Annotated in this window: 22 protein-coding genes; 10 read left to right on the forward strand and 12 right to left on the reverse strand. The window is 57.9% G+C overall.

Features of this window, described 5'->3' with window-relative positions; all coding sequences use genetic code 11:
• Positions 1–15 precede the first annotated feature (15 nt).
• On the reverse strand, positions 16–834 hold the full coding sequence (locus MCB86_RS21180) for a pyruvate, water dikinase regulatory protein (protein ID WP_045161588.1): 819 nt from the start codon (positions 832–834) through the stop codon (positions 16–18).
• Positions 835–990: 156 nt separating this feature from the next.
• On the opposite strand from MCB86_RS21180, the gene ppsA reads away from it, so the two are divergent.
• The 7 genes from ppsA (at position 991) to MCB86_RS21215 (ending at position 7,993) form a co-directional block, all read left to right on the forward strand.
• A complete protein-coding gene (ppsA, locus tag MCB86_RS21185; protein ID WP_045161589.1) occupies positions 991–3,363 on the forward strand; it encodes a phosphoenolpyruvate synthase in 2,373 nt (790 codons plus the stop codon).
• A 186-nt stretch (positions 3,364–3,549) separates the two neighbouring features.
• Complete coding sequence (gene rraA, locus MCB86_RS21190; protein ID WP_045161591.1) at positions 3,550–4,038, forward strand: ribonuclease E activity regulator RraA; 489 nt, start codon at positions 3,550–3,552, stop codon at positions 4,036–4,038.
• A 102-nt stretch (positions 4,039–4,140) separates the two neighbouring features.
• A complete protein-coding gene (locus MCB86_RS21195; RefSeq protein ID WP_239612133.1) occupies positions 4,141–5,094 on the forward strand; it encodes a zinc transporter ZntB in 954 nt (317 codons plus the stop codon).
• 54 nt (positions 5,095–5,148) lie between these two features.
• Positions 5,149–5,394 carry a hypothetical protein gene (locus MCB86_RS21200; RefSeq protein ID WP_045161594.1) on the forward strand — a complete coding sequence of 82 codons (246 nt, stop codon included), beginning with the start codon at positions 5,149–5,151 and terminating at the stop codon, positions 5,392–5,394.
• Positions 5,395–5,396: 2 nt separating this feature from the next.
• Positions 5,397–6,227 (forward strand): mechanosensitive ion channel domain-containing protein, encoded by an 831-nt coding sequence (locus MCB86_RS21205; RefSeq protein ID WP_239612089.1) that lies wholly within the window; start codon positions 5,397–5,399, stop codon positions 6,225–6,227.
• 107 nt (positions 6,228–6,334) lie between these two features.
• Entirely contained in the window at positions 6,335–6,901 is a 567-nt protein-coding gene (sigX, locus tag MCB86_RS21210; RefSeq protein ID WP_045161597.1) for an RNA polymerase sigma factor SigX, read from the forward strand.
• Between the two features lie 99 nt (positions 6,902–7,000).
• A complete protein-coding gene (locus tag MCB86_RS21215; RefSeq protein ID WP_045161598.1) occupies positions 7,001–7,993 on the forward strand; it encodes an OmpA family protein in 993 nt (330 codons plus the stop codon).
• A 690-nt stretch (positions 7,994–8,683) separates the two neighbouring features.
• Here MCB86_RS21215 and MCB86_RS21220 read toward each other — a convergent pair.
• From MCB86_RS21220 to MCB86_RS21265, 10 genes are all read right to left on the reverse strand, one after another.
• Entirely contained in the window at positions 8,684–10,279 is a 1,596-nt protein-coding gene (locus MCB86_RS21220; RefSeq protein ID WP_045161600.1) for an isocitrate lyase, read from the reverse strand.
• A 507-nt stretch (positions 10,280–10,786) separates the two neighbouring features.
• Positions 10,787–11,593: a secretin N-terminal domain-containing protein gene (locus MCB86_RS21225; protein WP_045161602.1), complete on the reverse strand. Its 807-nt coding sequence runs from the start codon at positions 11,591–11,593 to the stop codon at positions 10,787–10,789.
• On the reverse strand, positions 11,590–12,219 hold the full coding sequence (locus MCB86_RS21230; protein WP_045161603.1) for a hypothetical protein: 630 nt from the start codon (positions 12,217–12,219) through the stop codon (positions 11,590–11,592). Before MCB86_RS21230 ends, MCB86_RS21225 begins: the two co-directional genes overlap by 4 nt.
• Before the next feature lie 7 nt (positions 12,220–12,226).
• Positions 12,227–12,652 (reverse strand): GNAT family N-acetyltransferase, encoded by a 426-nt coding sequence (locus tag MCB86_RS21235; RefSeq protein ID WP_045161604.1) that lies wholly within the window; start codon positions 12,650–12,652, stop codon positions 12,227–12,229.
• The gene (locus MCB86_RS21240; RefSeq protein WP_239612090.1) at positions 12,645–13,811 is read right to left on the reverse strand and encodes a cupin domain-containing protein; all 1,167 of its coding nucleotides are present in this window, start codon (positions 13,809–13,811) and stop codon (positions 12,645–12,647) included. The genes MCB86_RS21235 and MCB86_RS21240 overlap by 8 nt, the downstream gene beginning before the upstream one ends.
• A 76-nt stretch (positions 13,812–13,887) precedes the next feature.
• Positions 13,888–15,258, reverse strand: a complete 1,371-nt coding sequence (gene purB / locus MCB86_RS21245; protein ID WP_239612091.1) for an adenylosuccinate lyase — start codon at positions 15,256–15,258, stop codon at positions 13,888–13,890.
• Positions 15,259–15,370: 112 nt separating this feature from the next.
• Complete coding sequence (gene hflD / locus MCB86_RS21250) at positions 15,371–15,994, reverse strand: high frequency lysogenization protein HflD (RefSeq protein ID WP_045161608.1); 624 nt, start codon at positions 15,992–15,994, stop codon at positions 15,371–15,373.
• Positions 15,991–17,121, reverse strand: a complete 1,131-nt coding sequence (gene mnmA, locus MCB86_RS21255; RefSeq protein ID WP_196298643.1) for a tRNA 2-thiouridine(34) synthase MnmA — start codon at positions 17,119–17,121, stop codon at positions 15,991–15,993. The genes hflD and mnmA overlap by 4 nt, the downstream gene beginning before the upstream one ends.
• A gap of 66 nt (positions 17,122–17,187) precedes the next feature.
• A complete protein-coding gene (locus MCB86_RS21260; RefSeq protein ID WP_239612092.1) occupies positions 17,188–17,628 on the reverse strand; it encodes an NUDIX hydrolase in 441 nt (146 codons plus the stop codon).
• 120 nt (positions 17,629–17,748) lie between these two features.
• On the reverse strand, positions 17,749–19,974 hold the full coding sequence (locus MCB86_RS21265; protein ID WP_239612093.1) for an NADP-dependent isocitrate dehydrogenase: 2,226 nt from the start codon (positions 19,972–19,974) through the stop codon (positions 17,749–17,751).
• 368 nt (positions 19,975–20,342) lie between these two features.
• Between MCB86_RS21265 and icd the strand changes: the two genes are divergently transcribed.
• Entirely contained in the window at positions 20,343–21,599 is a 1,257-nt protein-coding gene (icd, locus tag MCB86_RS21270; RefSeq protein WP_045161611.1) for an NADP-dependent isocitrate dehydrogenase, read from the forward strand.
• A 56-nt stretch (positions 21,600–21,655) separates the two neighbouring features.
• Here the strand turns inward: icd and cspD are convergent, their stop codons facing one another.
• Positions 21,656–21,913: a cold shock domain-containing protein CspD gene (cspD, locus tag MCB86_RS21275; protein WP_045161613.1), complete on the reverse strand. Its 258-nt coding sequence runs from the start codon at positions 21,911–21,913 to the stop codon at positions 21,656–21,658.
• Between the two features lie 213 nt (positions 21,914–22,126).
• Between cspD and clpS the strand changes: the two genes are divergently transcribed.
• Both clpS and clpA read left to right on the forward strand, forming a co-directional pair.
• Entirely contained in the window at positions 22,127–22,489 is a 363-nt protein-coding gene (gene clpS, locus MCB86_RS21280; protein ID WP_045161614.1) for an ATP-dependent Clp protease adapter ClpS, read from the forward strand.
• Positions 22,490–22,518: 29 nt separating this feature from the next.
• Complete coding sequence (gene clpA / locus MCB86_RS21285) at positions 22,519–24,789, forward strand: ATP-dependent Clp protease ATP-binding subunit ClpA (protein ID WP_045161617.1); 2,271 nt, start codon at positions 22,519–22,521, stop codon at positions 24,787–24,789.
• Positions 24,790–24,860 lie beyond the last annotated feature (71 nt).

The following is a 24,860-nucleotide window of genomic DNA, read 5'->3' on the forward strand; positions in this document are numbered from 1 at the left end:
CTAGCAGAACGGCGCTTATTTGAGCCGTCGTTCGACGCCTTTCTCGACAAGAATCTTGGCGGATATCTCCTCCACCGAGAAGTGCGTGGAATTGATGTAATTGATGTTCTCGCGGCGGAACATGCTTTCCACTTCGCGAACCTCGAATTCGCATTGAGCGTAGCTGGCGTAGCGGCTGTTCGGTTTGCGCTCGTTGCGAATGGCAGTTAAGCGGTCTGGATCGATGGTCAAGCCGAACAGCTTGTCCCGGTGGGTTTTGAGCGCGGTAGGTAGTTGCAAGCGTTCCATGTCGTCTTCGGTCAGCGGGTAATTGGCTGCCCGGATGCCGTACTGCATGGCCATGTAGAGGCAGGTGGGCGTTTTGCCGCACCTGGAGACGCCGACCAAAATCAAATCCGCCTTGTCGTAGTAGTGCGTGCGGGCGCCGTCATCGTTGTCCAGAGCGAAATTGACTGCGTCGATTCGCTCCATGTAGTTGGCGTTATGGCTGATCGAGTGGGATTTGCCGACCGAATAGGAGGAACGTGACATCAGCTCATGTTCCAGTGGAGCGAGAAAGGATGAAAAGATGTCGATCATGAAGCCATTGGACTCAGCCAGGATGTCGCGAATCTCCTGGTTCACCAGCGTATCGAATATGATCGGGCGAGCGCCGTCACTTTCCGCCGCTTTATTGATTTGCTGTACCATTGCCCGCGCTTTTTCCGCCGTATCGATATACGGTCGGGTGAGCTTGATGAAGTTGATGGTTTCGAACTGTGCCAACAGGCTTTGGCCGAGTGTTTCAGCCGTGATCCCGGTACCGTCGGATATAAAAAATGCAGTTCGTTTCATTGCGCCTGGGACCTTAAGTCAAGAACGGTTCTCAGCTATAGTAGGCCCCTTCGCCGAGCCTCGATTGGCGGGCATTGTTACTTATTTTGCAGGGCCAGACCACCGTGCCGCGGATGGGCACGAACCGAGTTCCCAAAACAACGTGGAGAGATCACCTTGGTAGAGTACGTAGTTTCCCTCGATAAGCTCGGCAATCATGATGTTGAGCGTGTAGGGGGCAAGAACGCCTCCCTTGGCGAGATGATCAGCAACCTTGCAGGCGCCGGTGTTTCGGTACCTGGCGGTTTCGCCACCACGGCCCAGGCCTATCGTGATTTCATGGAGCTCAGCGGTCTCAACGAGCAAATCCATGCGCTTCTCGATGCATTGGATGTCGATGACGTTAATGCACTCGCCAAGGCGGGCTCGCAGATCCGCGGTTGGGTGATGGAAGCTGAGTTTCCGCCGCAATTGGACGCCGATATCCGTACCGCCTTTGCAGAAATGGCCGGCGGTAATGACAACATGGCGGTAGCAGTTCGCTCCTCCGCCACCGCCGAGGATCTGCCGGACGCTTCATTCGCCGGTCAGCAGGAAACCTTCCTCAACATTCGTGGCGTGGACAATGTGATCCGCGCTACTAAGGAAGTGTTTGCCTCGCTCTTCAACGATCGTGCGATCGCCTATCGCGTGCACCAGGGCTTCGATCACAAGCTGGTCGCATTGTCCGCGGGCGTTCAGCGTATGGTCCGCTCCGAGACAGGCACTGCCGGTGTGATGTTCACCCTCGACACCGAGTCCGGCTTCCGCGACGTGGTGTTCATCACCGGCGCCTACGGCTTGGGCGAGACGGTCGTGCAAGGCGCGGTGAACCCCGACGAGTTCTATGTTCACAAGCACACCCTTGAGGCCGGTCGTCCCGCCATCCTGCGTCGGAATCTGGGCAGCAAGGCGATAAAGATGGTCTATGGCGAAGAAGCCAGCGCTGGCAAATCGGTCAAGACCGTGGAAGTCGACCAGGCCGAGCGCATGCGTTTCTGTCTGAGCGATGCCGAAGTCGCCAATCTTGCCCGGCAGGCTATGACCATCGAGAAGCACTACGGCCGCCCAATGGACATCGAGTGGGCCAAAGATGGCGATGACAACCAGCTATATATCGTTCAAGCGCGTCCAGAAACCGTAAAGAGCCGCAGCAGCGCCAATGTCATGGAGCGCTACCTGCTCAAGGAAAAAGGAACGGTCCTGGTCGAAGGCCGCGCCATCGGTCAGCGTATCGGCGCTGGCCCGGTGAAGATCATTCGCGACGTATCCGAGATGGATAAGGTGCAGCCCGGCGACGTTCTGGTATCGGACATGACCGACCCGGATTGGGAGCCGGTGATGAAGCGCGCTAGCGCCATCGTTACCAACCGCGGCGGCCGTACCTGTCACGCGGCCATCATCGCACGTGAACTGGGCATTCCCGCGGTTGTTGGTTGTGGTAATGCAACCGAGCTGCTGCAGGACGGCCAGCGTGTCACCGTCACTTGCGCCGAGGGCGACACCGGGCTGATTTTCGAGGGTGAGCTGGGCTTCGACATCCGTCAGAATTCCATTGATGCCATGCCCGAACTGCCGTTCAAGATCATGATGAACGTCGGCAACCCGGACCGTGCATTCGACTTCGCCCAGCTGCCGAACGCTGGTGTCGGCCTGGCACGGCTTGAGTTCATTATCAATCGCATGATCGGTGTGCACCCCAAGGCGCTGTTGAATTTCGACGGTCTGCCGTCAGACATCAAATCCAGCGTCGAAAAACGTATCGCAGGCTATGGCGATCCGGTCGACTTCTATGTCGAGAAGTTGGTCGAGGGGGTTAGCACGTTGGCTGCCGCATTCTGGCCGAAGAAGGTCATCGTGCGTCTGTCGGACTTTAAGTCCAACGAGTATGCCAACCTGATCGGAGGCAAGCTCTACGAGCCTGAAGAAGAGAACCCGATGCTCGGTTTCCGCGGCGCTTCGCGTTACATCAGCGAATCCTTCCGCGACTGCTTCGAACTCGAGTGCCGTGCCATGCGCAAGGTTCGCGATGAGATGGGGCTGACCAACGTGGAGCTGATGGTGCCCTTCGTGCGCACCCTGGGTGAGGCGTCGCAGGTCATCGATATCCTCGGCCAGTTCGGCCTCAAGCGTGGCGAAAACGGCCTGCGTATTATCATGATGTGCGAGCTGCCATCCAACGCTCTGCTGGCTGACGAGTTCCTCGAATTCTTCGATGGCTTCTCCATCGGCTCCAATGACATGACGCAGCTTACGCTCGGTCTGGATCGCGACTCCGGCATCATTGCGCACCTGTTCGATGAGCGTAATCCGGCGGTGAAAAAACTGCTGGCCAATGCGATCGAGGCCTGTAACAAAGCTGGCAAGTACATCGGTATTTGCGGACAAGGTCCGTCGGATCACCCGGATCTGGCTAAGTGGCTGATGGAGCAGGGCATCGAGAGCGTGTCGCTGAACCCCGATTCTGTGCTTGATACCTGGTTCTTCCTGGCGGACGCCGAAATCAAGTAATCGCACGGGCGGCAAAGCAAAAAGGGCGGTCTCCGCCCTTTCTCACTTTTCTCGGGTGGCGGGAGTTGCGGTCTATGGGACGCATTCCGTGATGCCGACGCCTACGGTGCGCCGAGGTGTTCATGTCGACCTGGATGGTTGATACCCCTGAGATCTGATGCGATTCCCACTGGAAGGAGATTTACCATGCAATACATCACTCCCGATCTGTGCGACGCCTACCCGGAATTGGTGCAGGTAGTGGAGCCGATCTTCAGCAATTTTGGCGGCCGCGACTCCTTTGGCGGGCAGATCGTGACCATCAAATGCTTCGAGGATAATTCGCTGGTCAAGGAGCAAGTGGACGTCGACGGCACCGGCAAGGTGCTGGTGGTTGATGGCGGTGGCTCGCTACGACGGGCATTGCTGGGCGACATGCTTGCAGAGAAGGCCGCCCGTAACGGCTGGGAAGGGCTGGTGATTTATGGCTGCATTCGCGATGTCGACGTAATCGCCCAGACCGAGCTCGGAGTGCAGGCACTGGCCACCCATCCGATGAAGACGGACAAGCGTGGCATTGGCGACCTCAATGTTCCGGTAACTTTCTGTGGGGTTACGTTCCGTCCAGGTGAATATGTGTATGCCGACAACAACGGCATTATCGTATCGCCAGAGATGCTGAAGATGCCTGGCTGAGCGCCGGCGTCCGTTTACCGAGCCCGGCTATGCCGGGCTTTCGCGATTTGAAGGGGGACGATTTTGTCTGAGGAGATTGGCCATGCAGGCCTTTTGCATGCAATGGTCCTGGACGGACAGGGTGGGGCGCGCCAGGTTGCCTACGCAGACATTCCCTCGCTGCAGCTGGCTGATTCCGAAAGCCTGTGGCTTCACTGGGACCGCAGCCAGGCGCAGGCGCAGGCCTGGCTGCGTAAGCAAAGCGGATTAAGCGGGTTCGTCTGCGACGTACTGCTGGAGGAGAACACCCGGCCACGTTTGCTCGCGTTGCCAGGGGACGAGCTATTGCTGTTTCTGCGGGGTGTCAATTTGAACCCCGACGCTGAGCCCGAGGATATGGTCTCGCTGCGAGTATTTGCGGATGCTCGGAGGGTCATCTCGCTGCGCCTGCGCCCGCTGCGCTCCACCGAAGTGGTACTTCAACAGTTGAAGGCCGGTGTCGGGCCGAAAACGTCATCCGAAATCTTGCTCAGCTTGGCTGATGCACTCACCGATCGTGTCGACGACTTGGTCGCGGTGCTGACGGAAAAACTGGACGAGGAAGAGGAGCGAATCGAGGCGGACGAACGTTACACGCCGCCCCAGGACAAGATGTTGTACTTGCGACGCCAGGCTGCGAGCCTTCGTCGCTTCCTGCTGCCACAGCGTGAAATCTATGCACAGCTGACACGTAATCGTTTGCCCTGGTTCGTCGATGACGATACGGATTACTGGAATGAGCTGAACAACCGGCTGATCCGCTATCTCGAGGAGCTGGATTTGGTGCGCGAGCGAGTCAATCTGGTGCTTGAGGCAGAGGAGCGTCGAATGCGCGAGCGAATGAACAGAACCATGTATCTGCTCGGCATAATCACCGGCTTTTTCCTGCCAATGAGTTTTCTTACCGGACTGCTGGGCATCAACGTCGGGGGCATTCCCGGCTCTGAGAACCCATACGGATTTGCAGTGGCATGCACCGTGATCATGGCTGTGGCTGGTTTCCAATGGTGGATCTTTCGCCGGCTGAAATGGGTGTGAATGTGACTACCCACACGGTTAAGCCGTCTAGGTCAGACTGTTAGCGAGGTAAACATGCGCGATCCCTTTGAAGAATCCTTGCGGGACATGCTCAACGCGCAGTCGGCGCGCGATGACGATGCCTGCCTGGACCGCGTACTGAAGACGGCGAACCGTCAGGTTGGCGCAGGCGATCTGTTCGGACTGATGGGCCACTGGCTGCAGGCCGTGCTGATTGCCTTCAGCAGCGGGGCGCCGCACACCTCGGCTGTTACCCGTCGTCGTTCCTCCCCCCATTCTTCTTTCGATAAGGCGGATTGATCATGGAATTAGATCCCTGGGGCCAAAGCTTGCTGGGCGCGCTGAATGCGCTTTGGGAACCCGTGGCGGCGTTTATTCCGCGTTTGTTTGGTGCGTTGTTGGTAGTGGCTGTCGGCTTTATGGTCGCCAAGTTACTAGACACCTTGCTGTCGAAGGTTCTGGCGAAAGTAGGCCTTGATCGATTGGTCGCGGGTACCGGTGTGACCAAGCTGCTCGGGCGTGCCGGGATTCGCGTACCGATATCGGTCCTCATCGGCAAGATCGTTTATTGGTTCGTTCTGTTGGTTTTCCTGGTGTCGGCTGCCGAATCCCTCGGTCTCGCCCGGGTGTCGGCGACGCTCGATATGCTCGCGCTTTATGTGCCCAAGGTATTCGGTGCCGGGCTGATCTTGCTCGTCGGTATCCTGCTGGCTCAATTGGTCAACGGGTTGGTTCGAGGTGCTGCCGAGGGAGTTGGGCTCGAGTACGCCAGCGGGCTGGGGCGGATCGCTCAGGGCTTGGTGATCATCATCATCATCTCGGTTGCAATCGGCCAATTGGAGGTCAAGACCGAGCTGCTCAACTATGTGATCGCGATTGCTTTGATCTCCGTCGGCTTGGCGGTTGCGCTGGCCTTGGGTCTTGGTAGCCGTGAACTGGTTAGTCAGATCCTGGCCGGAATCTATGTGCGCGAGCTGTACGAAGTCGGCCAGCGGGTGCGGCTCGAGGGACTGCAGCTGGAGGGCGTTATCGAAGAGATCGGCACCGCCAAGACCTTACTGCTCACTGACGACGGTGAGCTGGTCTCGATTGCAAATAGAGTGTTGCTGGAACAGCGCGTGGGCAGCCGTTAGGCTCGGTAATCTGTTAAAGTGCGCCGCCCCTTTTCGCGGGCTACCGTGAATGGCGGCCACGACTTTTGCCGGTTCGAAGCGTCTTGACTAAAGCCCATCCGCCCAACATGAGCTATGACCCCCGCCAGCTTTCCGATGAAGAGCTGGTGCAGCGTGCTCATGCCGAGCTGTTCCATATCACGCGCGCGTATGAAGAGCTGATGCGACGATATCAGCGCACGCTATTTAACGTATGTGCGCGTTATTTGGGAAACGACCGAGACGCAGATGACGTTTGTCAAGAAGTGATGTTGAAGGTGTTGTACGGCTTGAAGAACTTTGAAGGCAAATCGAAGTTCAAGACATGGCTATACAGCATTACGTACAACGAATGTATTACGCAGTATCGCAAAGAACGCCGTAAGCGACGGTTACTTGATGCGCTGAGCCTCGATCCGGTCGAGGAGGCTGTCGAGGAAAAGACGCCCAACACCGAGGAAAAGGCGGGGCTAGACAAGTGGCTGGTCCATGTGAATCAGATTGATCGGGAGATACTTGTGCTGCGCTTTGTCGCGGAGCTGGAATTTCAAGAAATCGCCGACATCATGCATATGGGCCTAAGCGCAACGAAGATGCGATACAAGCGTGCACTGGATAAACTGCGGGAAAAATTTTCGGGAATTGCTGAAACTTAATGGCAACAAACTGTCTTAGTGATAGCGAACAGCTTGGGCTTAGAGACAGCCGGTTTCCTTAGATTGTTCTGATACTCACCACCAGATGGGGATTTACGGATGAAACTTAAAAACACCTTGGGCGTTGTAATTGGCTCTATGGTTGCTGCTACTTCTCTTAGCGCGCTCGCCCAGGGCCAGGGCGCTGTAGAGGTGGAAGCATTCGGCAAGCATTACTTCTCAGACAGCTCCCGCGGCTTCGAAGACGAAGGCGAGCTCTATGGCGCTGGCGCCAGCTATTTTCTCACCGATGATGTTTCCTTGGGCCTGTCCTACGGCGAATATCACGACGTCACTTCCGACGAGCCGGTAGCGGGCGGCGGCCACAAGAACATCAAGGGAAGCCTGACTTCTCTTGATGCGGCCTACCACTTCGGCCAGCCAGGCGTAGGTCTGCGTCCTTACGTTTCCGCCGGCATGGCTCACCAGAGCATCGGCCAGGCAGCACGTAGCGGTCGTGACCACAGCACCTTTGCTAATATTGGCGCGGGTCTGAAGTATTACTTCACCGAAAACTTCTTTGCCAAGGCCAGCGTTGACGGCATGCACAACATCGATGCCGGCGACAGCGAGTGGATGGCTGGCGTGGGTGTAGGCCTGAACTTCGGTGGCGGCGCACGGCAGCAGGTTGCACAGGTCGAGCCGACTCCTGAGCCAGCACCGGCTCCAATCGTCGATAACGAGCCAGAGCCGGAACCGGAGCTGGTCCGTGTCGAGCTGGACGTCAAGTTCGACTTCGACAAGGCGCGCGTTCGCGAAGAAAGCTACAGCGACATCAAGAACCTGGCTGACTTCATGCAGCAGTACCCGCAGACCAGCACCACCGTTGAAGGTCACACTGACTCGGTGGGTACTGATCAATACAACCAGCGTCTGTCCGAGCGTCGCGCTCAGGCTGTTCGCGAAGTGCTGGTCAACCAGTACGGCGTAGAAAGCCAGCGTGTTGATTCGGTCGGCTACGGCGAATCCCGCCCGGTTGCTGACAACAGCACCGAAGAAGGCCGTCAGATCAACCGCCGTGTAGAGGCAGAGGTCGAAGCACAGGTTCGTTAATCCGCACCTTGTTTCGCGAGGCTCGCCAGCGGCGCCATTAGGCATCAGAGCCTCTGCTTTTAAGAATCCGATGTCAGGCGACTGGCATCGGATTTTTTTTGCCTTTCCGAAGCCTGTTGTCGAATCGAATAGCGCTAGTGTCTATGCCGAATGCGGATTCACGAACGATATTCGATTTGGACGGCGGACGCGGAGAGCTGTACAGCCACTAGGGCGGGGTCTAGACGATGCCTGCATATGAGAAGAACTGGTAAGGCGCTTAGCGAGGCCATCAGACGCATCCAGAAGGCGCTCGCCAGGGTCTGGCAAAGTGTTGAGTCGTATATGACGGACAAGGGGAGAGGTTAGCCCCATCAGGACTCAAGGCCGACGCGAACACCTAACGAAAAGTTGAGAAATGAGACATACAAAATGTCGATGCCTATGCCACCGGCTTAGCGCTGCGCAGGGTTGACCTGGTTAGCCAGGGCGTGGATGGTGGCGATGTATACCTCGGGAGAGGTGTATTAGACGACGGGCAGGTACGGGCGGGGTTTTACGGATTCGCTCAAAGGGTGAGCGGCAAACAGTCTCAACAATTGATTCTTCTATGAACCGAGATGCTGTTCCGCTAGTGAACAGCATCTCGGACGGATGCCGGGGCATCACTTGCACCACTGGCTCGGGCCGACGCCCGAGCCTGAACAGCTCTTAATGGAACTGGTTCATGGTGTTGTCTTTACCGCTGGCCTTCAGAGCAGCCTCGCCAGCGAAGTACTCCTTGTGGTTGTCGCCGATATCGGAACCAGCCATGTTCTGATGCTTGACGCAGGCGATGCCCTGACGCAGCTCCTGGCGCTGCACACCCTTGACGTAGGCGAGCATGCCCTCTTCGGCGAAGTAACCCTTGGCCAGGTTGTCGGTGGACAGCGCGGCGGTGTGGTAGGTCGGCAGCGTGATCAGGTGATGGAAGATGCCAGCCTGGGCGGAACCGTCGCGCTGGAAGGTGCGGATCATTTCGTCTGCGCGGGTGGCCAGCTCGGTCTCGTCATACTCGACGCTCATTAGCTTGGCGCGGTCGTAGGCGGAAACGTCCTTGCCTTCGGCAACCATGGCATCGAACACTTGCTGACGGAAGTTCAGCGTCCAGTTGAACGACGGGCTGTTGTTGTACACCAGCTTGGCATTCGGAATGACTTCGCGGATGCGATCGACCATGGCCTTGATCTGGCCCACGTGCGGCTTCTCGGTTTCGATCCACAGCAGGTCAGCGCCGTTCTGCAGCGAGGTGATGCAGTCCAGGACGCAGCGGTCTTCGCCGGTGCCCTTGCGGAACTGGAACAGGTTGCTTGGCAGGCGCTTCGGACGAAGCAGCTTCCCTTCACGCTTGATGACGACGTCGCCGTTGCCGAGTTCGGCTTCGGTAATTTCTTCGCAGTCGAGGAAAGAGTTGTACAGGTCGCCCAAGTCGCCCGGCTCTTTGGTTACGGCAATTTGCTTGGTCAGGCCTGCACCCAGAGAGTCTGTACGCGCCACGATCACACCGTTGTCGATGCCCAGTTCGAGGAAGGCATAACGAACGGCGGCAATCTTGGCGAGGAAGTCGGCGTGCGGAACGGTAACTTTGCCGTCCTGGTGGCCGCACTGCTTCTCATCGGAAACCTGGTTTTCGATCTGGATGCAGCAGGCACCGGCTTCGATCATGCGCTTGGCCAGCAGGTAGGTGGCTTCAGGGTTACCGAAGCCAGCGTCGATGTCGGCGATGATCGGGACGATGTGAGTTTCGTAGTTGTCGATCTGATTCTGGATCTCGGCAGCCTTGGCCTGGTCGCCGGCTTCGCGAGCAGCGTCCAGAGCGGTGAACAGCAGATCCAGTTCGCGGCTGTCAGCCTGACGCAGGAAGGTGTACAGCTCTTCGATCAGGTCGGAAACGGCGGTCTTCTCGTGCATGGACTGGTCCGGCAGCGGGCCGAACTCGGAACGCAGAGCGGCAACCATCCAACCCGACAGGTAGAGGTAGCGCTTGTTGGTCGTTTTCAGGTGCTTTTTGATGGAGATCAGCTTCTGCTGACCGATGAAGCCATGCCAGCAACCCAGCGACTGGGTATAGACGGACGAATCGGCGTCGTATTCAGCCATGTCTTTGCGCATGATGTCGGCGGTGTACTGGGCAATTTCCAGACCGGTCTTGAAGCGGTTCTGAGCGCGCATACGAGCTACGGATTCAGGGTTGATAGCGCTCCAGCTGCTTCCAGCTACTTCTTTCAGAGCGGCAACGGCCTTGATGTCGTTTTGATAAGCGGACATGGTCAATCCTTCAAAAAATTCGTGTTTGGTTGAGCACCGACTTTCCCACCGAAACCTACGTGCTTACGCTGATCATGCGGGCAACACGCGGCAGAGCGTCGAAATACCGACCGGGACGAGGATTGAACCAAGGAGAGGAGGGTTTGCAGTTACGACCGCAAGAGGAGCCGGCAAGCTTTGGAATGATTCGTGGCATTCCACACGCAGTGGCACAAGGCCTTTGCGTGGCGAGCAGTACTGACGTCTCGAGCTGATGCGTTAATCGCTTCCCCGTCCCTCAGGACGACTCGTTCCAGTCGCAACCTCGTCAGTCCGCCTTGTGGGCAGTACAGTCACGGAACGGCTCTGCTGGTTGGCTGAGCGCGATCCGGAGACCCTTGCCAGGGCCCCTGGTTAGCGGGAGCGGGGCCATAATGCGCTGGCAAAAAAGGTTCGTCAAATGTTTTGTAGTGCTTTTTTTATAGCACTACATATTTGGTGCTGCGCGACAAATGCTTTGGGCTTTGCTTAATCCAGGCTGTCTACTTTGATTCGTAACGAGTGATCTTGGCGACCTTGGGTGGAGTAGCGGCGAAGGGTCCCGCTCTGATTGGAACTGGCGCTTTCGTCGATACCGCCGAGCGAAATCCATTCCCCGAGCCGGCCGCTGACTCGGGTATCTGTTTCCTGAATGTCGATAGCGCCAGGAACGGAAGAGCTCATGCGATCTTGGTGGCTGCTAATGGTTACCTGTACGCGGTCCCCGTGAACCGTGGCGGTGGCATAGAAACCGCGCGTGACGTTGCGGTATTGGGTTTGTTGATAGATCTGGCCGTAACCATCGGTGCCGCTGGTCGTCAGTGGCACGCTTTGGCCGACCTGGATCAGGGCCGGGTACCCCTCGGTTGCCTGGACTTGCTGGACACCGCTGCCTTGGCTGCTGGTGCTGCGGCGGATAATGCGAACCTGATCGCGTCCGTTCTGCTCGCCGCGCCCGGTCTGGATTTCGATGTCACCAGCGCGCGCCGACCCGTCGACGCGGTAACCGCTGTCATCCCCCGTCGCCGAGTTTTGCGTATCGATGCTGATGAGCAATCTTCGTGGCTCGCTGTCCAGCTTAGACAGCACATCACGCAGTTCGCTGATCACCGAGGCGGGCGCGTTGACGATCAGTTGATTGCCATAGGCGTTCACCTTGCCCTGATCGCCGACAACGGACTGAGCGATCGGCAATACATCCTCGGCCATGCGATAGCTCAGCGGGATCACTTCGGTCGCAGCCTGGAGTGTCATGCTGGCCAGTAGCAAGAGCGCGACGAGAAGGCGGCGAGTCATAGCAGAAAGCTCCGTAGGTCGGGATCGGACAGACTATGGTCCCAGGCGGTGTCGAACTCTCGCTGTAGCTGGCGAGTGCGGCCGGGATCGTTATAAAGCGCATAGCCGATCATCTGATCCGGCTCAGGGCGAACCATTACTCCGCAATCATCCGCGACGAGGAAGGCGCATGTGTGCGCAGGATACTCGGGGTGGCGCTTGCGGATCTGCATGTTACTGCTCAATCGACGTGACAAACCGAGCAGGCGGTGCCCCTGTTTGACGGCGCGCGAGGTGTCCTCGAGCAGCACACGCAGACGATTGCGCGGATGCGCCAGGAGAAAACGTACGCAAGCCTGTTGAATACTACTGTGGTTGTACAGCGGCGGCTCTAGATCGGGGCTGTAAAGACTCAGGCTGCGGTGTGCCTGCCCGAGCAGTGCGAGCGCGTGCCGGCGGGCATCGTCGAGACATTCGAAGCGCTGAATCGCCATCGTCTCTCTTAGAACGAAAGGCGCGGGCTGCCATTGGTCGGGCGGGTTCTGCGTGGTTGGTGGATTGTCAACCAAGAAGCGACCCGGAGATAGGAACTCGATAGCTGGCAATTCAGGTGCAGCGTCCGAGTGATCCGGGTCATCCGCGCTCATGGCAAGCTCAGCTGCTCTTTCGAAGCATGTCGACGTGGGGTAGTCCCGCTTCAAGGAACTCGTCACTGATGACCTTGAATCCGAGTCGTTCGTAGAACGCTGTGGCATGCACCTGGGCGGTGAGTCGCTGTTCACTGAGTCCGCGGCGCTCGGCTTCTTCGATGACCGCTTTCATCAGCGCGCCTCCGACGTTCATTCCGCGCCAGTCGCGAAGGACTGAGACGCGCCCGATGTGCCCGTCGTTGAGCAATCGTGCGGTACCGATGGGGTAGCCGCTTTCCAGCGCGAGAAAGTGCACCGCCTCGGAATCGTCCGCGTCCCATTCCAGCTCGGGTGGTACCGACTGCTCAGCAATGAATACAGTTTCACGAATCCGCCGCAGATCGGCATTGTCCTGCTGCCAGTCGGCGATGCGAACTTCTATATCACTCATCAGCAAACTCCAGACTTCCCTGTTTGACCAATTGCCATACCAGATTACGCCCGTCCTCGTCGTTCAGCCATTCAGAGAGGTTTTCCGTATGCAGAGCATCCGCTGAGCAGATCAGCTTCAGCAGGTCCTTCAGATGACCGGGCAGCAGGCGGCTTTGGCCGCTGGCGAATAATAGCAAGCCGATGTCGACTTCGCTCCAGGCCAGGCGCGCGCTTAGGTTTCGCACCAGCAGGGCGCCGTCCTCCAGCGCCGAAAATAGCGCCTGCTCTTCGATCTCAGGACCCTGCACGCGTTCCGGATAGCGGGGCTCGGTCATGAACTGACCGAACCAGGTGAGCAGCAGCCGCTCATCACCCATATGCTCGGCAAGCATGGCCCGCAGACGGTCCAGCGCATCGCTCTGGATCTGGTGCGGATCTTCTATCGGGGCCAGATCGGCGTCACTGTAACGCTCTTCATCAGGTAGGAACTGCACAAGAAAGTCGGTGAAATGGGTCAGAACTTCCGCCGCGCTAGGCGCTCGGAAGCCCAGCGAGTAGGTCATGCAGGCATTTTCGGCTATGCCGAAATGCGCCAGCCTCGGTGGCAGATAGAGTATGTCGCCGGGCTCGAGGACCCACTCGTCCGTGCCCTGGAAGTCGGCGAGGATGCGAAGATCCGCGTGTTGCAGCAGAGGGCTGTCACCATCGCACATCTGCCCCAGCCGCCAGCGGCGTTGGCCATGAGCTTGCAGTAAGAACACGTCATAGTTATCGAAATGCGGCCCGACGCCGCCACCCGGCGCCGCAAAGCTGACCATCACATCGTCGATCCGCCAGTTGGGCAAGAAGCGAAAATGCTCGATGAGTTCGGCTACTTCGGGTACCAGCTGATCCACCGCCTGGACCAGAAGCGTCCAATCGCGCTCTGGGAGGTTCTGGTAGGTCTCTTCGTTGAACGGACCGCGACGCAGCTCCCATGGATTCGCGCCGTGCTCGATGACGAGGCGCGACTCGACTTCTTCTTCCAGCGAAAGGCCGGCCAGTTCGTCCGGGGAAACCGGGCTTTCGAACGAAGGAATCGCCTGACGGATCAGGAGCGGTTTTTTTTGCCAGTAATCACGCAGGAACTCGCGGGCGCTGACGCCACCGAGAATTTGCAAAGGGATATCGGATGTCATGCCAGGTACCTTGCTCTGCTACAGAGCTGCAAATAAAAACGCCCGGCACAGCCGGGCGTGCAAATAGGGGATTCGCTCAGATCCGCTTGGCTTGAGCTGCGGCGTTGCCGATGTAGCTCGCAGGGGTCAACTTGCGCAATTCTTCCTTGGCGTCGGCCGGCATATCCAGGCCATCGATGAAAGCTTGCAGCGCCTCGGGACTGATGCCTTTGCCTCGGGTCAGTTCCTTGAGCTTCTCGTAGGGGTTCTCGATGGCGTAGCGGCGCATGACGGTCTGGATCGGTTCGGCCAGTACTTCCCAGCAGGCATCGAGATCTTCGGCGATGCGCGCTTCGTTGAGCTCCAGCTTGCCGATGCCCTTGAGGCTTGCCTCGTAGGCGATGACGCTGTGCGCGAAACCGACGCCCAAGTTGCGGAGCACGGTGGAGTCGGTCAGGTCACGTTGCCAGCGGGAGATCGGCAGCTTACTCGCCAAGTGCTGCAGCAGCGCGTTGGCGATGCCCAGATTGCCTTCGGAGTTTTCGAAATCGATCGGGTTGACCTTGTGCGGCATGGTCGAAGAGCCGATTTCGCCAGCAACGGTACGCTGCTTGAAATAGCCCAGCGAAATGTAGCCCCAGATGTCGCGGTCGAAATCGATGAGAATGGTGTTGAAGCGCGCAATCGCATCAAACAGCTCAGCGATGTAATCGTGAGGCTCGATCTGGGTGGTATAGGGATTAAATGTCAGGCCCAAATCGCCTTCGATGAATTCGCGGGCGTTAGCCTCCCAGTCGATATCGGGATAGGCCGATAGATGCGCGTTGTAGTTGCCGACGGCGCCGTTGATCTTGCCAAGCAGCGGGACGGCGGCGACCTGCGCGATCTGTCGCTCCAGGCGGTAAACCACGTTGGCCAGCTCTTTGCCGAGGGTTGTTGGCGAGGCGGGTTGGCCGTGCGTACGCGACAGCATGGGGACATCAGCATGGGTGACCGCCAGGGTGCGGATGGCGTCCGCGAGTTGGCGCATCAGCGGCAGCAGAACATCATCGCGGCCTTCACGCAGCATCAGCGCGTGGGAAAGGTTGTTGATGTCTTCACTAGTGCAGGCGAAGTGGATGAATTCGTTGACCTTGGCCAACTCCGGCAGCTGTTTGGCCTGCTCCTTGAGGAGATACTCCACTGCTTTCACGTCGTGATTGGTGGTGCGCTCGAATTCTTTGACCCGCTCGGCATGCTCGAGCTGAAAGTTCTCGGCCAACTGGTCGAGGAGGGCGTTGGCCTCGTCGGAAAAGGGCGCGACCTCCGGTATCCCGGCATGTGAGGCCAGACGCTGCAACCAGCGGACTTCAACCTGAACGCGGCAGCGAATAAGACCGAACTCGCTGAAAATGGGGCGCAGGGCGCTGGTTTTGCCGGCGTAGCGGCCATCGACAGGGGAAACCGCGGTGAGCGAGGAAAGCTGCATAGAAGGCATTCTCGGACAGTCGAGCAACGAAAAGAGGGCGCAGATTATACATGAATGCGGAGGAATGACTGCCGCCGTGGCTAGAACGGTTGTCGCGTCGGGCGGCCGCCGCTTATTCCGGTCGGAGCATCGGATACAGCGTGTCGAGCAACTTACGCCGGCTGAAAACCATTTGCCAACGGTGCCCGCCGAGCTGCCGCCAGAGACGCGCGGAGCGAATCCCGGCTAACAGCAGGGCGCGGATCTTGGCGGCATTATCGCTTTGTTGAAGGTGGCGCATATCGCCTTGCACCTGGATGCGTTGGCGAAAGGTACTGAGCGTGTCCTGATACAGACCACCAAAGGAGGCGATCACGTTTTCGTGGGTCAGCCCGAAATGGTCGACTTGCTGCTGTATCTGATCCAGGCGGTTGCCGATCACTTGTAACAGGTCCTTGCGCTTGTCCAGTTGACGCTCCAGGCCGATCATCGCCAAGGCGTAGCGCAATGGCTCGCGTTGCAGGCTGCTGGTGTCGCGCTCCAGGGCTCCGACAAGGGCTCGATAGCCGTCGCGCAGATTAAGGTCGTCGCCGCCGTAGATCTCCAGCGCAGGTTTATCCTCGCGAACCAGAAGGCTCCCCAGCATGCTGCCCAGCGCGGCGTTTGGTATTTGCCCTGTGCGGGCAATCCGGTCGACCAGCGCGGCTGCTTCGAAGACTGCGCTGAGCGCTATCAGCTGTTCTTGCAACGGCGTCATGGACGAACTCCTGCGAACCAGGGCTCGGCCTTTTCGATCACTCCGCCGCCGAGACAGACGTCGCCGTCGTAGAACACTACGGACTGCCCAGGGGTGACGGCGCGTTGGGGTTCGTCGAACACGGCCCGATAGCCGTTGGCGGTCTGCTCCAGTGTGCAGGCTTGATCAGCTTGCCGATAACGAACCTTGGCGGTGAGCCGCAAGGGAGCCGACAGTTCGATCGGATTGACCCAGTAAATCTCCGAGCAAAGCAGGGCGCGCGAGAACAGCCAGGGATGGTCGTTGCCCTGTCCGACCACCAGCACGTTGCGCTCGAGATCCTTGCTCAATACGTACCAGGGCTCGTCGCCCGCATCCTTGAGGCCACCAATGCCCAGGCCCTGACGCTGGCCGATAGTGTGGTACATGAGGCCGTAGTGACGGCCGATCACTTCGCCGTCGATCGTCTCGATGTCGCCTGGCTGAGCCGGTAGATATTGCTTGAGGAAATCGCTGAAACGCCGTTCACCAATGAAGCAAATACCGGTTGAGTCTTTCTTTTTTGCGGTCGCCAGGCCGTGCTTTTCGGCAAGGGCCCGGACGGCTGGCTTTTCCAGTTCACCCACTGGAAACAGCGTCTTACTCAGTTGGTCGCCGCCGACGGCATGCAGGAAGTAGCTTTGGTCCTTGTTCGGATCGAGCCCCTTGAGCAGCTCGCTGCGCCCAGCAATGTCACGGCGACGCACGTAATGCCCGGTCGCAATCATGTCGGCACCGAGCGCCAGGGCATAGTCGAGGAACGCCTTGAACTTGATTTCGCGATTGCAAAGGATGTCCGGGTTCGGAGTTCGTCCCGCTTTATATTCGGCCAGGAAGTGCTCGAACACGTTGTCCCAGTATTCAGCTGCAAAATTCGCGGTATGTAGCTTGATGCCGATCCGGTCGCAGACGGCCTGAGCGTCAGCCAGATCTTCCCGTGCGGTGCAGTATTCGGTGCCGTCATCTTCTTCCCAGTTCTTCATGAACAGGCCTTCGACCTGATATCCCTGCTCGAGGAGAAGCAGGGCGGAAACCGAGGAGTCGACGCCACCGGACATACCGACTATGACGCGTAGGTGTTCAGGAGCAACGGACGTTGAATCAGACATAAAGACTCAGGGCTGACTGCAAAGGAGCAATTCTAACAGGCTGGCCCAGCCAGCGGTTAAGGCGGATCAGTCGCGGATTACGGCAAGGTCGTAAACCAGTCCCGCTAGATAGTCGTCGATGCAGCGCAGGATCAACTCGCTGCGCCAACGCTCCGGTTGCGCTGCCAATTCGTCACGTGTCATCCAGGGCGCGCCGACGATACCGCTGTCGAGCGGGCGCTGTGGATGATGTCGAACCGGGTTGGCCGAGAAGCAGACGCGCTGATAGGTCACGCCATTGCTTGGCGCGGTATAGAGATAGATGCCAACGACACCGCTCAGCTCGACGTCCCATCCCGTTTCCTCGAGCGTTTCGCGCACAGCGGCCTGGCGCAGTGTCTCGTTGGGTTCGAGATGACCCGCCGGTTGATTCAGTACCAACCGGCCGCCTTTGGATTCTTCGACCATGAGGAAGCGGCCGTCTGTTTCCACTATCGTTGCCACGGTGATATGGGGGTGCCAGGTCATGTCCGGTGAGTCCTTCGCGTAAAAAAGCTGATGGTAGCGACCCGTGCGCAGCATAAAAACGAAAAACCCCGGCACCAGGCCGGGGTTCCGATACAGCGGCGCCATCTAGCGCCAGGCGACTCAGGCCAGCGCGGCGAGCGCGGCGTTGAAGGTCGCGCTAGGACGCATGACCTGGCTGGTCAGCTCCGGGTTGGATCGGTAGTAGCCACCGATGTCCACCGGCTTGCCCTGGACGGCGGCCAACTCGGCGATAATCGCTTCTTCGTTTTCGCTCAGCTGCTTGGCCAGCGGTGCGAAGTGCGCTTGCAGTTCCAGGTCTTCGGTCTGTGCGGCCAGCTCCTGAGCCCAATACAGCGCCAGATAGAAATGGCTGCCGCGATTGTCCAGCTCGCCAGTGCGGCGCGATGGGGACTTGTTGTTATCGAGCAGCTTGCCGGTGGCGGCGTCCAGTGTCTTGCCGAGTAGCTTGGCTTTGACGTTGTCGGTCTTGATTCCGGTTTCTTCCAGCGATACCGCCAGCGCCAGGAACTCACCGAGTGAATCCCAGCGCAGGTGGTTTTCTTCGATCAGCTGCTGCACGTGCTTAGGTGCCGAGCCGCCGGCGCCCGTTTCGTACATGCCGCCGCCGGCCATCAGCGGGACGATCGAGAGCATCTTCGCCGAGGTGCCCAGCTCCATGATCGGGAACAGGTCAGTGAGGTAGTCGCGTAATACGTTGCCGGTCACCGAGATGGTGTCCTGGCCGCGGATCAGGCGCTCCATGCTCACGCGAATGGCTTCGTTGTAGTCCATCATGCGGATATCAAGACCCGTCAGATCGTGCTCCTGGAGATAGACTTCGACCTTCTTCTGGAGCTCGCGGTCATGGGCGCGTTCCGGATCCAACCAAAATATTGCTGGGGTGTTCGACTGGCGGGCGCGGGTCACGGCCAGTTTGACCCAGTCACGAATAGGCGCGTCCTTGGTCTGGCAAGCGCGCCAGATATCACCTTTTTCCACCTCGTGTTGCATCAGGACTGTACCGTCCGCCAGCACGACGCGCATGGTGCCGTCGGCCGTCATCTCGAATGTCTTGTCGTGCGAGCCGTACTCTTCAGCTTTCTGCGCCATCAGGCCGACGTTCGGGACGCTACCCATCGTGGTCGGGTCGAACGCGCCGTTGGTTTTGCAGAAATTGATCATCTCCTGGTAGATGCGGGCGTAGGTGCTTTCCGGCATCACGGCTTTGGTGTCCTTGAGCTTGCCGTCCTTGCCCCACATTTGTCCGGAGCTGCGAATCATCGCCGGCATGGACGCATCGACGATTACGTCGCTCGGGATGTGCAGGTTGGTGATGCCTTTGACGGAGTCGACCATCGCCATTTCCGGGCGTCCTGCATAGCACGCGTGGATGTCATGCAGGATCTCTTCCTGCTGGGAATCAGGGAGAGACTTGATCTTGTCGTAGACGCTGCTCAAACCATTGTTCGGATTGACCCCCAGTTCCTTGAACAGCTCGCCGTACTTGTCGAACACGTCCTTGTAATAGACGCTCACGGCATGGCCGAACACGATTGGGTGGGAGATCTTCATCATCGTGGCCTTGACATGCAGCGACCACATCACGCCGGTTTCCTTGCAGTCCTGCAAGGTGTCTTCGAAGAATGCACGCAGTTTCTGGCAGCTCATGAACATGCCATCGAGAACTTCGCCTTGCTGCAGAGTGAGTTGCTTCTTGAGCTCCACTCCGCCGTCTTTGCCAACAAATTCGATGCGCACATCACCAGCGCTAGCCATGGTGATGGATTGCTCGCTGGAGAAGAAATCGCCGCCACGCATGTAGTCGGCATGCGACTGCGAAGCCTTGCTCCACTTGCCCATCGAGTGTGGATGCTTGCGGGCGAACGCCTTTACTGCTGCGGGCGCGCGGCGGTCGGAGTTGCCTTCGCGCAGTACCGGGTTCACCGCGCTACCGAGAACCTTGCTGTAACGTGAACGAGCGTCTTTCTCCGCTTCGGTCTGTGGATCTTCCGGGAAGTTGGGGATGTTGTAGCCGAGCGCCTGAAGTTCGGTAATGGCTGCCTTGAGCTGAGGAACGGAAGCGCTGATGTTCGGAAGCTTGACGATATTGGCGTCGGGCTGGTTGGTCAGCTCTGCGAGCTCGGCCAGGTCGTCAGCGACCGCCTTGTCTGCGTCCAACTGGTCGGCAAAGCTTGCAAGAATGCGCCCTGCAAGAGAGATGTCACGTGTTTCGACGGAGATGCCGGCGGAGGCGGCGAAGGCTTCTACAATAGGCAGAAGCGAGTAGGTGGCTAGCGCCGGGGCTTCGTCGGTGAAGGTATAGATAATCTTCGAGCGGGTGGACATGTAGAGTTGACTCTCTCTTGCTGAGCGTGCACAGAATCCAGAAATGCGCAGGTAAGCGCTCTGGCTACAGTTTGTCGAGCCAGTTTCGAGATTCGCCGCGATGATGTTGGATGCAGCACCACTAGAGTGTTGAGCGTTTGATCCGTCCGGCTGCGGTTGGCAGCTGGCGGTTTCAGGAGCAAGGATCTCGTTGGAGATCGGTTGGCCCCTCATGACTCGTTAGTCACCTAAGCAGTATATCACCGCGACCCGTTGTCAAAGAATGCCCAAGCCATAAGACGAATGAACATCTAGTTTCGGCCGATTCAGCTGGGTTACTCTTCGGAGATGACCACTGTTTAATGTTTAACCACAAAACGGAGTCCAGCATGGGATACCAAAAGATCCAGGTGCCTGCCAGCGGTGACAAAATCACCGTCAATGCCGATAACACCCTGAACGTTCCCAACAACCCCATCATTCCTTATATCGAGGGTGACGGGATCGGGGTCGATATCAGTCCGGTGATGATCAAGGTTGTCGACGCGGCCGTTGAAAAGGCCTACGGAGGCGAGCGCAAGATCGCCTGGATGGAAATCTATGCGGGCGAGAAGGCGACCCAGGTCTACGATCAGGACACATGGCTGCCGAAAGAAACCCTGGACGTCGTTCGTGATTACGTGGTGTCAATCAAGGGGCCGCTGACTACACCGGTCGGTGGTGGGATCCGCTCGTTGAACGTTGCTCTGCGTCAGGAGCTGGATCTCTACGTCTGCCAGCGCCCAGTTCGCTGGTTCACCGGTGTGCCTAGTCCAGTGAAAAAGCCTGCCGATGTGGACATGGTCATATTCCGGGAGAACTCGGAAGACATTTACGCGGGTGTCGAGTGGAAGGCCGGTTCACCGGAAGCGGAAAAAGTCATCAAATTCCTTACCGAGGAAATGGGTGTCAAGAAGATCCGTTTCACTGAGAACTGCGGCATTGGCATCAAGCCGGTTTCGCTCGAGGGCACCAAGCGTCTGGTTCGCAAGGCCCTGCAATATGCAGTGGATAACGATCGCAGCTCCGTGACGTTGGTGCACAAAGGCAACATCATGAAGTTCACCGAGGGTGCCTTCAAGGAGTGGGGCTACGAGGTGGCTCGCGATGAGTTCGGCGCCGAGTTGCTGGACGGCGGCCCTTGGATGCAGTTCAAGAACCCGAACACCGGTAAGAATATCGTCGTCAAGGACGCCATTGCTGATGCCATGTTGCAGCAGATCCTGCTGCGTCCGGCTGAGTATGACGTCATCGCTACGCTGAATCTGAATGGTGATTACCTGTCCGATGCGCTCGCGGCAGAAGTCGGTGGTATCGGTATTGCTCCGGGCGCCAATCTATCCGACACCGTGGCCATGTTCGAAGCCACCCACGGCACTGCCCCGAAATACGCCGGGCAGGACAAGGTCAATCCGGGCTCTCTCATCCTCTCCGCCGAGATGATGCTGCGCCACATGGGTTGGTTGGAAGCAGCGGATCTGATCATCAAATCGACCGAAAGCGCAATCGCTGCCAAGACAGTGACCTATGATTTCGAGCGTCTGATGGACGGCGCGAAGCTGATGTCCTGCTCGGAATTTGGCGACGCAATGATTTCCCACATGTAATTCGTGGGAGCAACACAAAAAGGCCGATCATCGATCGGCCTTTTTGCTGCCTGGAATCAGGCGTCTACGGTAGCGCTCTGTGAGACAGGCGCCACTGTTTCCACAGCGCTTTGCAGCGATTGAATATTGGTTGCGTGCAGGCCCTTGGGACCTTGCAGAATATCAAACATGACCGCTTGCCCAGCTTTCAGAGTTCTGTACCCTTCCATCTGAATGGCAGAGTAGTGGGCGAACAGGTCCTCATCGCCGCCGTCTGCTACGATAAATCCATAGCCCTTGGCGTTGTTGAACCACTTGACCTTACCGCTTAGCATGCTGTTATCCCTCTGCAAAGGAGTCCATCACTGGAGTAACATCCATTTCATTCCGCGCTGATGCAGCTCATGGTCCACACGCGCAGCCCGTTGCCGTTGTGGCACATACTGTTTGTATCATCGTTTTGCCGATAGTCAAGGCGACTCGTCAGGTGGCTGTGAAGCCCTTCCAATTACCCGGCCTCGGCGCCCCGATCTAGAACTGTTATACGCATGCGTGCATCTCCAAAGATTCGACTAATATTCAATCAGGATCGCCCCAAGCCCTTGGACGACGACTCTTCCGGCTTGGCAGTCGAAGAAGCCAAGCCGCAACTGAAGGCACCACCGATGTTCAAAGTTGTCATGTTTAATGATGACTACACGCCGATGGATTTCGTCGTGGAGGTGCTTGAGGGAATTTTCAATCACAATCGGGAGCTCGCCACCAAGATTATGCTGGCGGTTCATACCGAAGGGCGGGCCGTCTGTGGCGTCTATACACGGGACGTTGCGGAAACCAAAGCGATGCAGGTCAATCAATATGCAAGGGAATGCCAGCACCCGTTGCTTTGTGAGATCGAGAAGGACGGTTAAACCCGACTGCTGGGTAAGAGGTGAAAGCTATGTTGAACCGTGAGCTCGAAGTCACTCTGAATTTGGCGTTCAAGGAGGCTCGTACCAAGCGTCATGAATTCATGACGGTTGAGCATCTCCTGTTAGCCCTGCTGGACAATGAAGCCGCCGCAACGGTCTTGCGGGCCTGCGGCGCCGGCCTCGATAAATTGCGGCACGACCTGCAGGAATTCATCGACTCCACTACGCCGCTGATTCCCCAGCATGACGAAGAGCGTGAGACCCAGCCAACCTTGGGCTTCCAGCGCGTGCTTCAGCGTGCTGTGTTTCATGTGCAAAGCTCCGGCAAGCGTGAAGTGACTGGCGCGAATGTCTTGGTTGCGATCTTCAGCGAGCAGGAAAGCCAGGCGGTATTTCTGCTCAAACAGCAGAACATCGCCCGCATCGATGTCGTCAATTACATCGCTCATGGAATCTCAAAGGTTCCTGGGAATAGCGGTAATCCAGAAAGCGATTCGGAGATGCAAGACGAGGAGGGGGGGGACTCTGCTGCCTCGGGTAATCCGCTCGATGCCTATGCAAGCAATCTCAACGACTTGGCTCGTCAGGGGCGTATCGATCCGCTGGTCGGGCGTGAACACGAGGTCGAGCGAGTCGCTCAGATTCTGGCTCGTCGGCGCAAGAATAATCCGTTATTGGTGGGTGAGGCTGGGGTCGGCAAGACCGCTATTGCCGAGGGGCTGGCAAAGCGCATCGTCGATAATCAAGTCCCTGACCTGCTCGCCAGCAGTGTCGTCTATTCCCTCGATCTTGGCGCTTTGCTGGCCGGCACAAAATATCGTGGCGATTTCGAAAAGCGCTTCAAGGCGCTATTGAACGAGCTGCGCAAGCGGCCCCAGGCGGTCCTGTTCATTGACGAGATCCACACGATTATCGGCGCTGGCGCTGCGTCTGGCGGCGTGATGGATGCGTCCAATCTACTTAAGCCGCTCCTGTCCTCAGGAGAGATTCGCTGCATTGGATCGACCACGTTCCAGGAGTTTCGCGGGATCTTCGAAAAGGATCGGGCGCTGGCTCGACGCTTCCAGAAGGTTGACGTCTCCGAGCCGTCCGTTGAGGACACCATTGGTATTCTGCGTGGCCTAAAGGGGCGCTTCGAGCAGCATCATGGCATCGAGTACAGTGATGAGTCGCTTCGTGCAGCTGCTGAGCTGGCCTCGCGCTATATCAATGATCGGCATATGCCGGACAAGGCGATAGATGTCATTGACGAGGCGGGGGCGTTCCAGCGTCTGCAGCCGGAGGACAAGCGCGCCGCTCGGATCGATGTCGAACAGGTTGAAGACATCGTTGCCAAAATCGCGCGGATTCCGCCTAAGCATGTCAGCACGTCGGACAAGGAGTTGCTGCGCAATCTGCAGCGCGACTTGAAATTGACTGTGTTCGGTCAGGACGATGCGATTGATTCGCTGGCTACTGCCATCAAACTGTCCCGGGCAGGGCTCAAAGCGCCTGACAAGCCTGTGGGCTCGTTCCTTTTTGCAGGCCCTACCGGTGTCGGCAAGACGGAGGCGGCTCGTCAGTTGGCTCGGGCGCTGGGCGTCGAGCTGGTGCGCTTCGACATGTCCGAGTACATGGAGCGTCATACCGTGTCGCGTTTGATCGGTGCGCCGCCAGGCTATGTTGGCTTCGATCAGGGTGGATTGTTAACCGAGGCGATCACCAAACAACCGCATTGCGTGCTCTTGCTCGACGAAATCGAAAAGGCGCATCCAGAGGTGTTCAATCTGTTGTTGCAGGTGATGGATCACGGGACGCTGACGGACAATAACGGCCGCAAGGCGGATTTCCGTAACGTCATTTTGATCATGACCACCAATGCAGGGGCAGAGACCGCGGCGCGCGCTTCGATTGGTTTCACCCATCAGGACCATGCATCGGACGCGATGGAAGTTATCAAGAAGAGCTTCACGCCCGAGTTTCGTAACCGCCTGGATACCATCATCCAGTTCGGTCGTCTGAGTCACGAGGTCATCAAGAGCATCGTCGATAAGTTTCTCATTGAGCTACAGGCACAGCTCGAGGATAAACATGTCACGCTCGAGGTGTCGGATGCGGCGCGTGGCTGGCTGGCTGAGCGTGGTTATGATCCCCAGATGGGCGCGCGGCCGATGGCTCGTTTGATTCAGGATAAAATCAAGCGTCCGTTGGCCGAGGAAATACTCTTTGGTGAATTGGCCGAACATGGAGGCGTGGTGCACATCGATATTCGTGATGGCGAACCGTTCTTCGACTTCGAAACCTCGGCCGAGTTGGCTTAGAACCTGTCACTGCGCTGTAACAGAAACGCCCGGCGATGCCGGGCGTTTTCTTGTGATCATCTGGTCTGAGC

The organism is Pseudomonas sp. KSR10, from assembly GCF_022355455.1.
In the GTDB taxonomy this organism is placed as follows: Bacteria; Pseudomonadota; Gammaproteobacteria; order Pseudomonadales; family Pseudomonadaceae; genus Stutzerimonas; species Stutzerimonas stutzeri_E.

Excerpts from the sequence above, each read along its gene's own strand:
- MCB86_RS21180 (WP_045161588.1), bottom strand. The coding sequence starts at position 834 with ATGAAACGAACTGCATTTTTTATATCCGACGGTACCGGGATCACGGCT.
- rraA (WP_045161591.1), top strand. The coding sequence starts at position 3,550 with ATGCAATACATCACTCCCGATCTGTGCGACGCCTACCCGGAATTGGTG.
- MCB86_RS21195 (WP_239612133.1), top strand. The coding sequence starts at position 4,141 with ATGGTCCTGGACGGACAGGGTGGGGCGCGCCAGGTTGCCTACGCAGAC.
- MCB86_RS21200 (WP_045161594.1), top strand. The coding sequence starts at position 5,149 with ATGCGCGATCCCTTTGAAGAATCCTTGCGGGACATGCTCAACGCGCAG.
- MCB86_RS21205 (WP_239612089.1), top strand. The coding sequence starts at position 5,397 with ATGGAATTAGATCCCTGGGGCCAAAGCTTGCTGGGCGCGCTGAATGCG.
- sigX (WP_045161597.1), top strand. The coding sequence starts at position 6,335 with ATGAGCTATGACCCCCGCCAGCTTTCCGATGAAGAGCTGGTGCAGCGT.
- MCB86_RS21215 (WP_045161598.1), top strand. The coding sequence starts at position 7,001 with ATGAAACTTAAAAACACCTTGGGCGTTGTAATTGGCTCTATGGTTGCT.
- MCB86_RS21220 (WP_045161600.1), bottom strand. The coding sequence starts at position 10,279 with ATGTCCGCTTATCAAAACGACATCAAGGCCGTTGCCGCTCTGAAAGAA.
- MCB86_RS21225 (WP_045161602.1), bottom strand. The coding sequence starts at position 11,593 with ATGACTCGCCGCCTTCTCGTCGCGCTCTTGCTACTGGCCAGCATGACA.
- MCB86_RS21230 (WP_045161603.1), bottom strand. The coding sequence starts at position 12,219 with ATGAGCGCGGATGACCCGGATCACTCGGACGCTGCACCTGAATTGCCA.
- MCB86_RS21235 (WP_045161604.1), bottom strand. The coding sequence starts at position 12,652 with ATGAGTGATATAGAAGTTCGCATCGCCGACTGGCAGCAGGACAATGCC.
- MCB86_RS21240 (WP_239612090.1), bottom strand. The coding sequence starts at position 13,811 with ATGACATCCGATATCCCTTTGCAAATTCTCGGTGGCGTCAGCGCCCGC.
- purB (WP_239612091.1), bottom strand. The coding sequence starts at position 15,258 with ATGCAGCTTTCCTCGCTCACCGCGGTTTCCCCTGTCGATGGCCGCTAC.
- hflD (WP_045161608.1), bottom strand. The coding sequence starts at position 15,994 with ATGACGCCGTTGCAAGAACAGCTGATAGCGCTCAGCGCAGTCTTCGAA.
- mnmA (WP_196298643.1), bottom strand. The coding sequence starts at position 17,121 with ATGTCTGATTCAACGTCCGTTGCTCCTGAACACCTACGCGTCATAGTC.
- MCB86_RS21260 (WP_239612092.1), bottom strand. The coding sequence starts at position 17,628 with ATGACCTGGCACCCCCATATCACCGTGGCAACGATAGTGGAAACAGAC.
- MCB86_RS21265 (WP_239612093.1), bottom strand. The coding sequence starts at position 19,974 with ATGTCCACCCGCTCGAAGATTATCTATACCTTCACCGACGAAGCCCCG.
- icd (WP_045161611.1), top strand. The coding sequence starts at position 20,343 with ATGGGATACCAAAAGATCCAGGTGCCTGCCAGCGGTGACAAAATCACC.
- cspD (WP_045161613.1), bottom strand. The coding sequence starts at position 21,913 with ATGCTAAGCGGTAAGGTCAAGTGGTTCAACAACGCCAAGGGCTATGGA.
- clpS (WP_045161614.1), top strand. The coding sequence starts at position 22,127 with ATGCGTGCATCTCCAAAGATTCGACTAATATTCAATCAGGATCGCCCC.
- clpA (WP_045161617.1), top strand. The coding sequence starts at position 22,519 with ATGTTGAACCGTGAGCTCGAAGTCACTCTGAATTTGGCGTTCAAGGAG.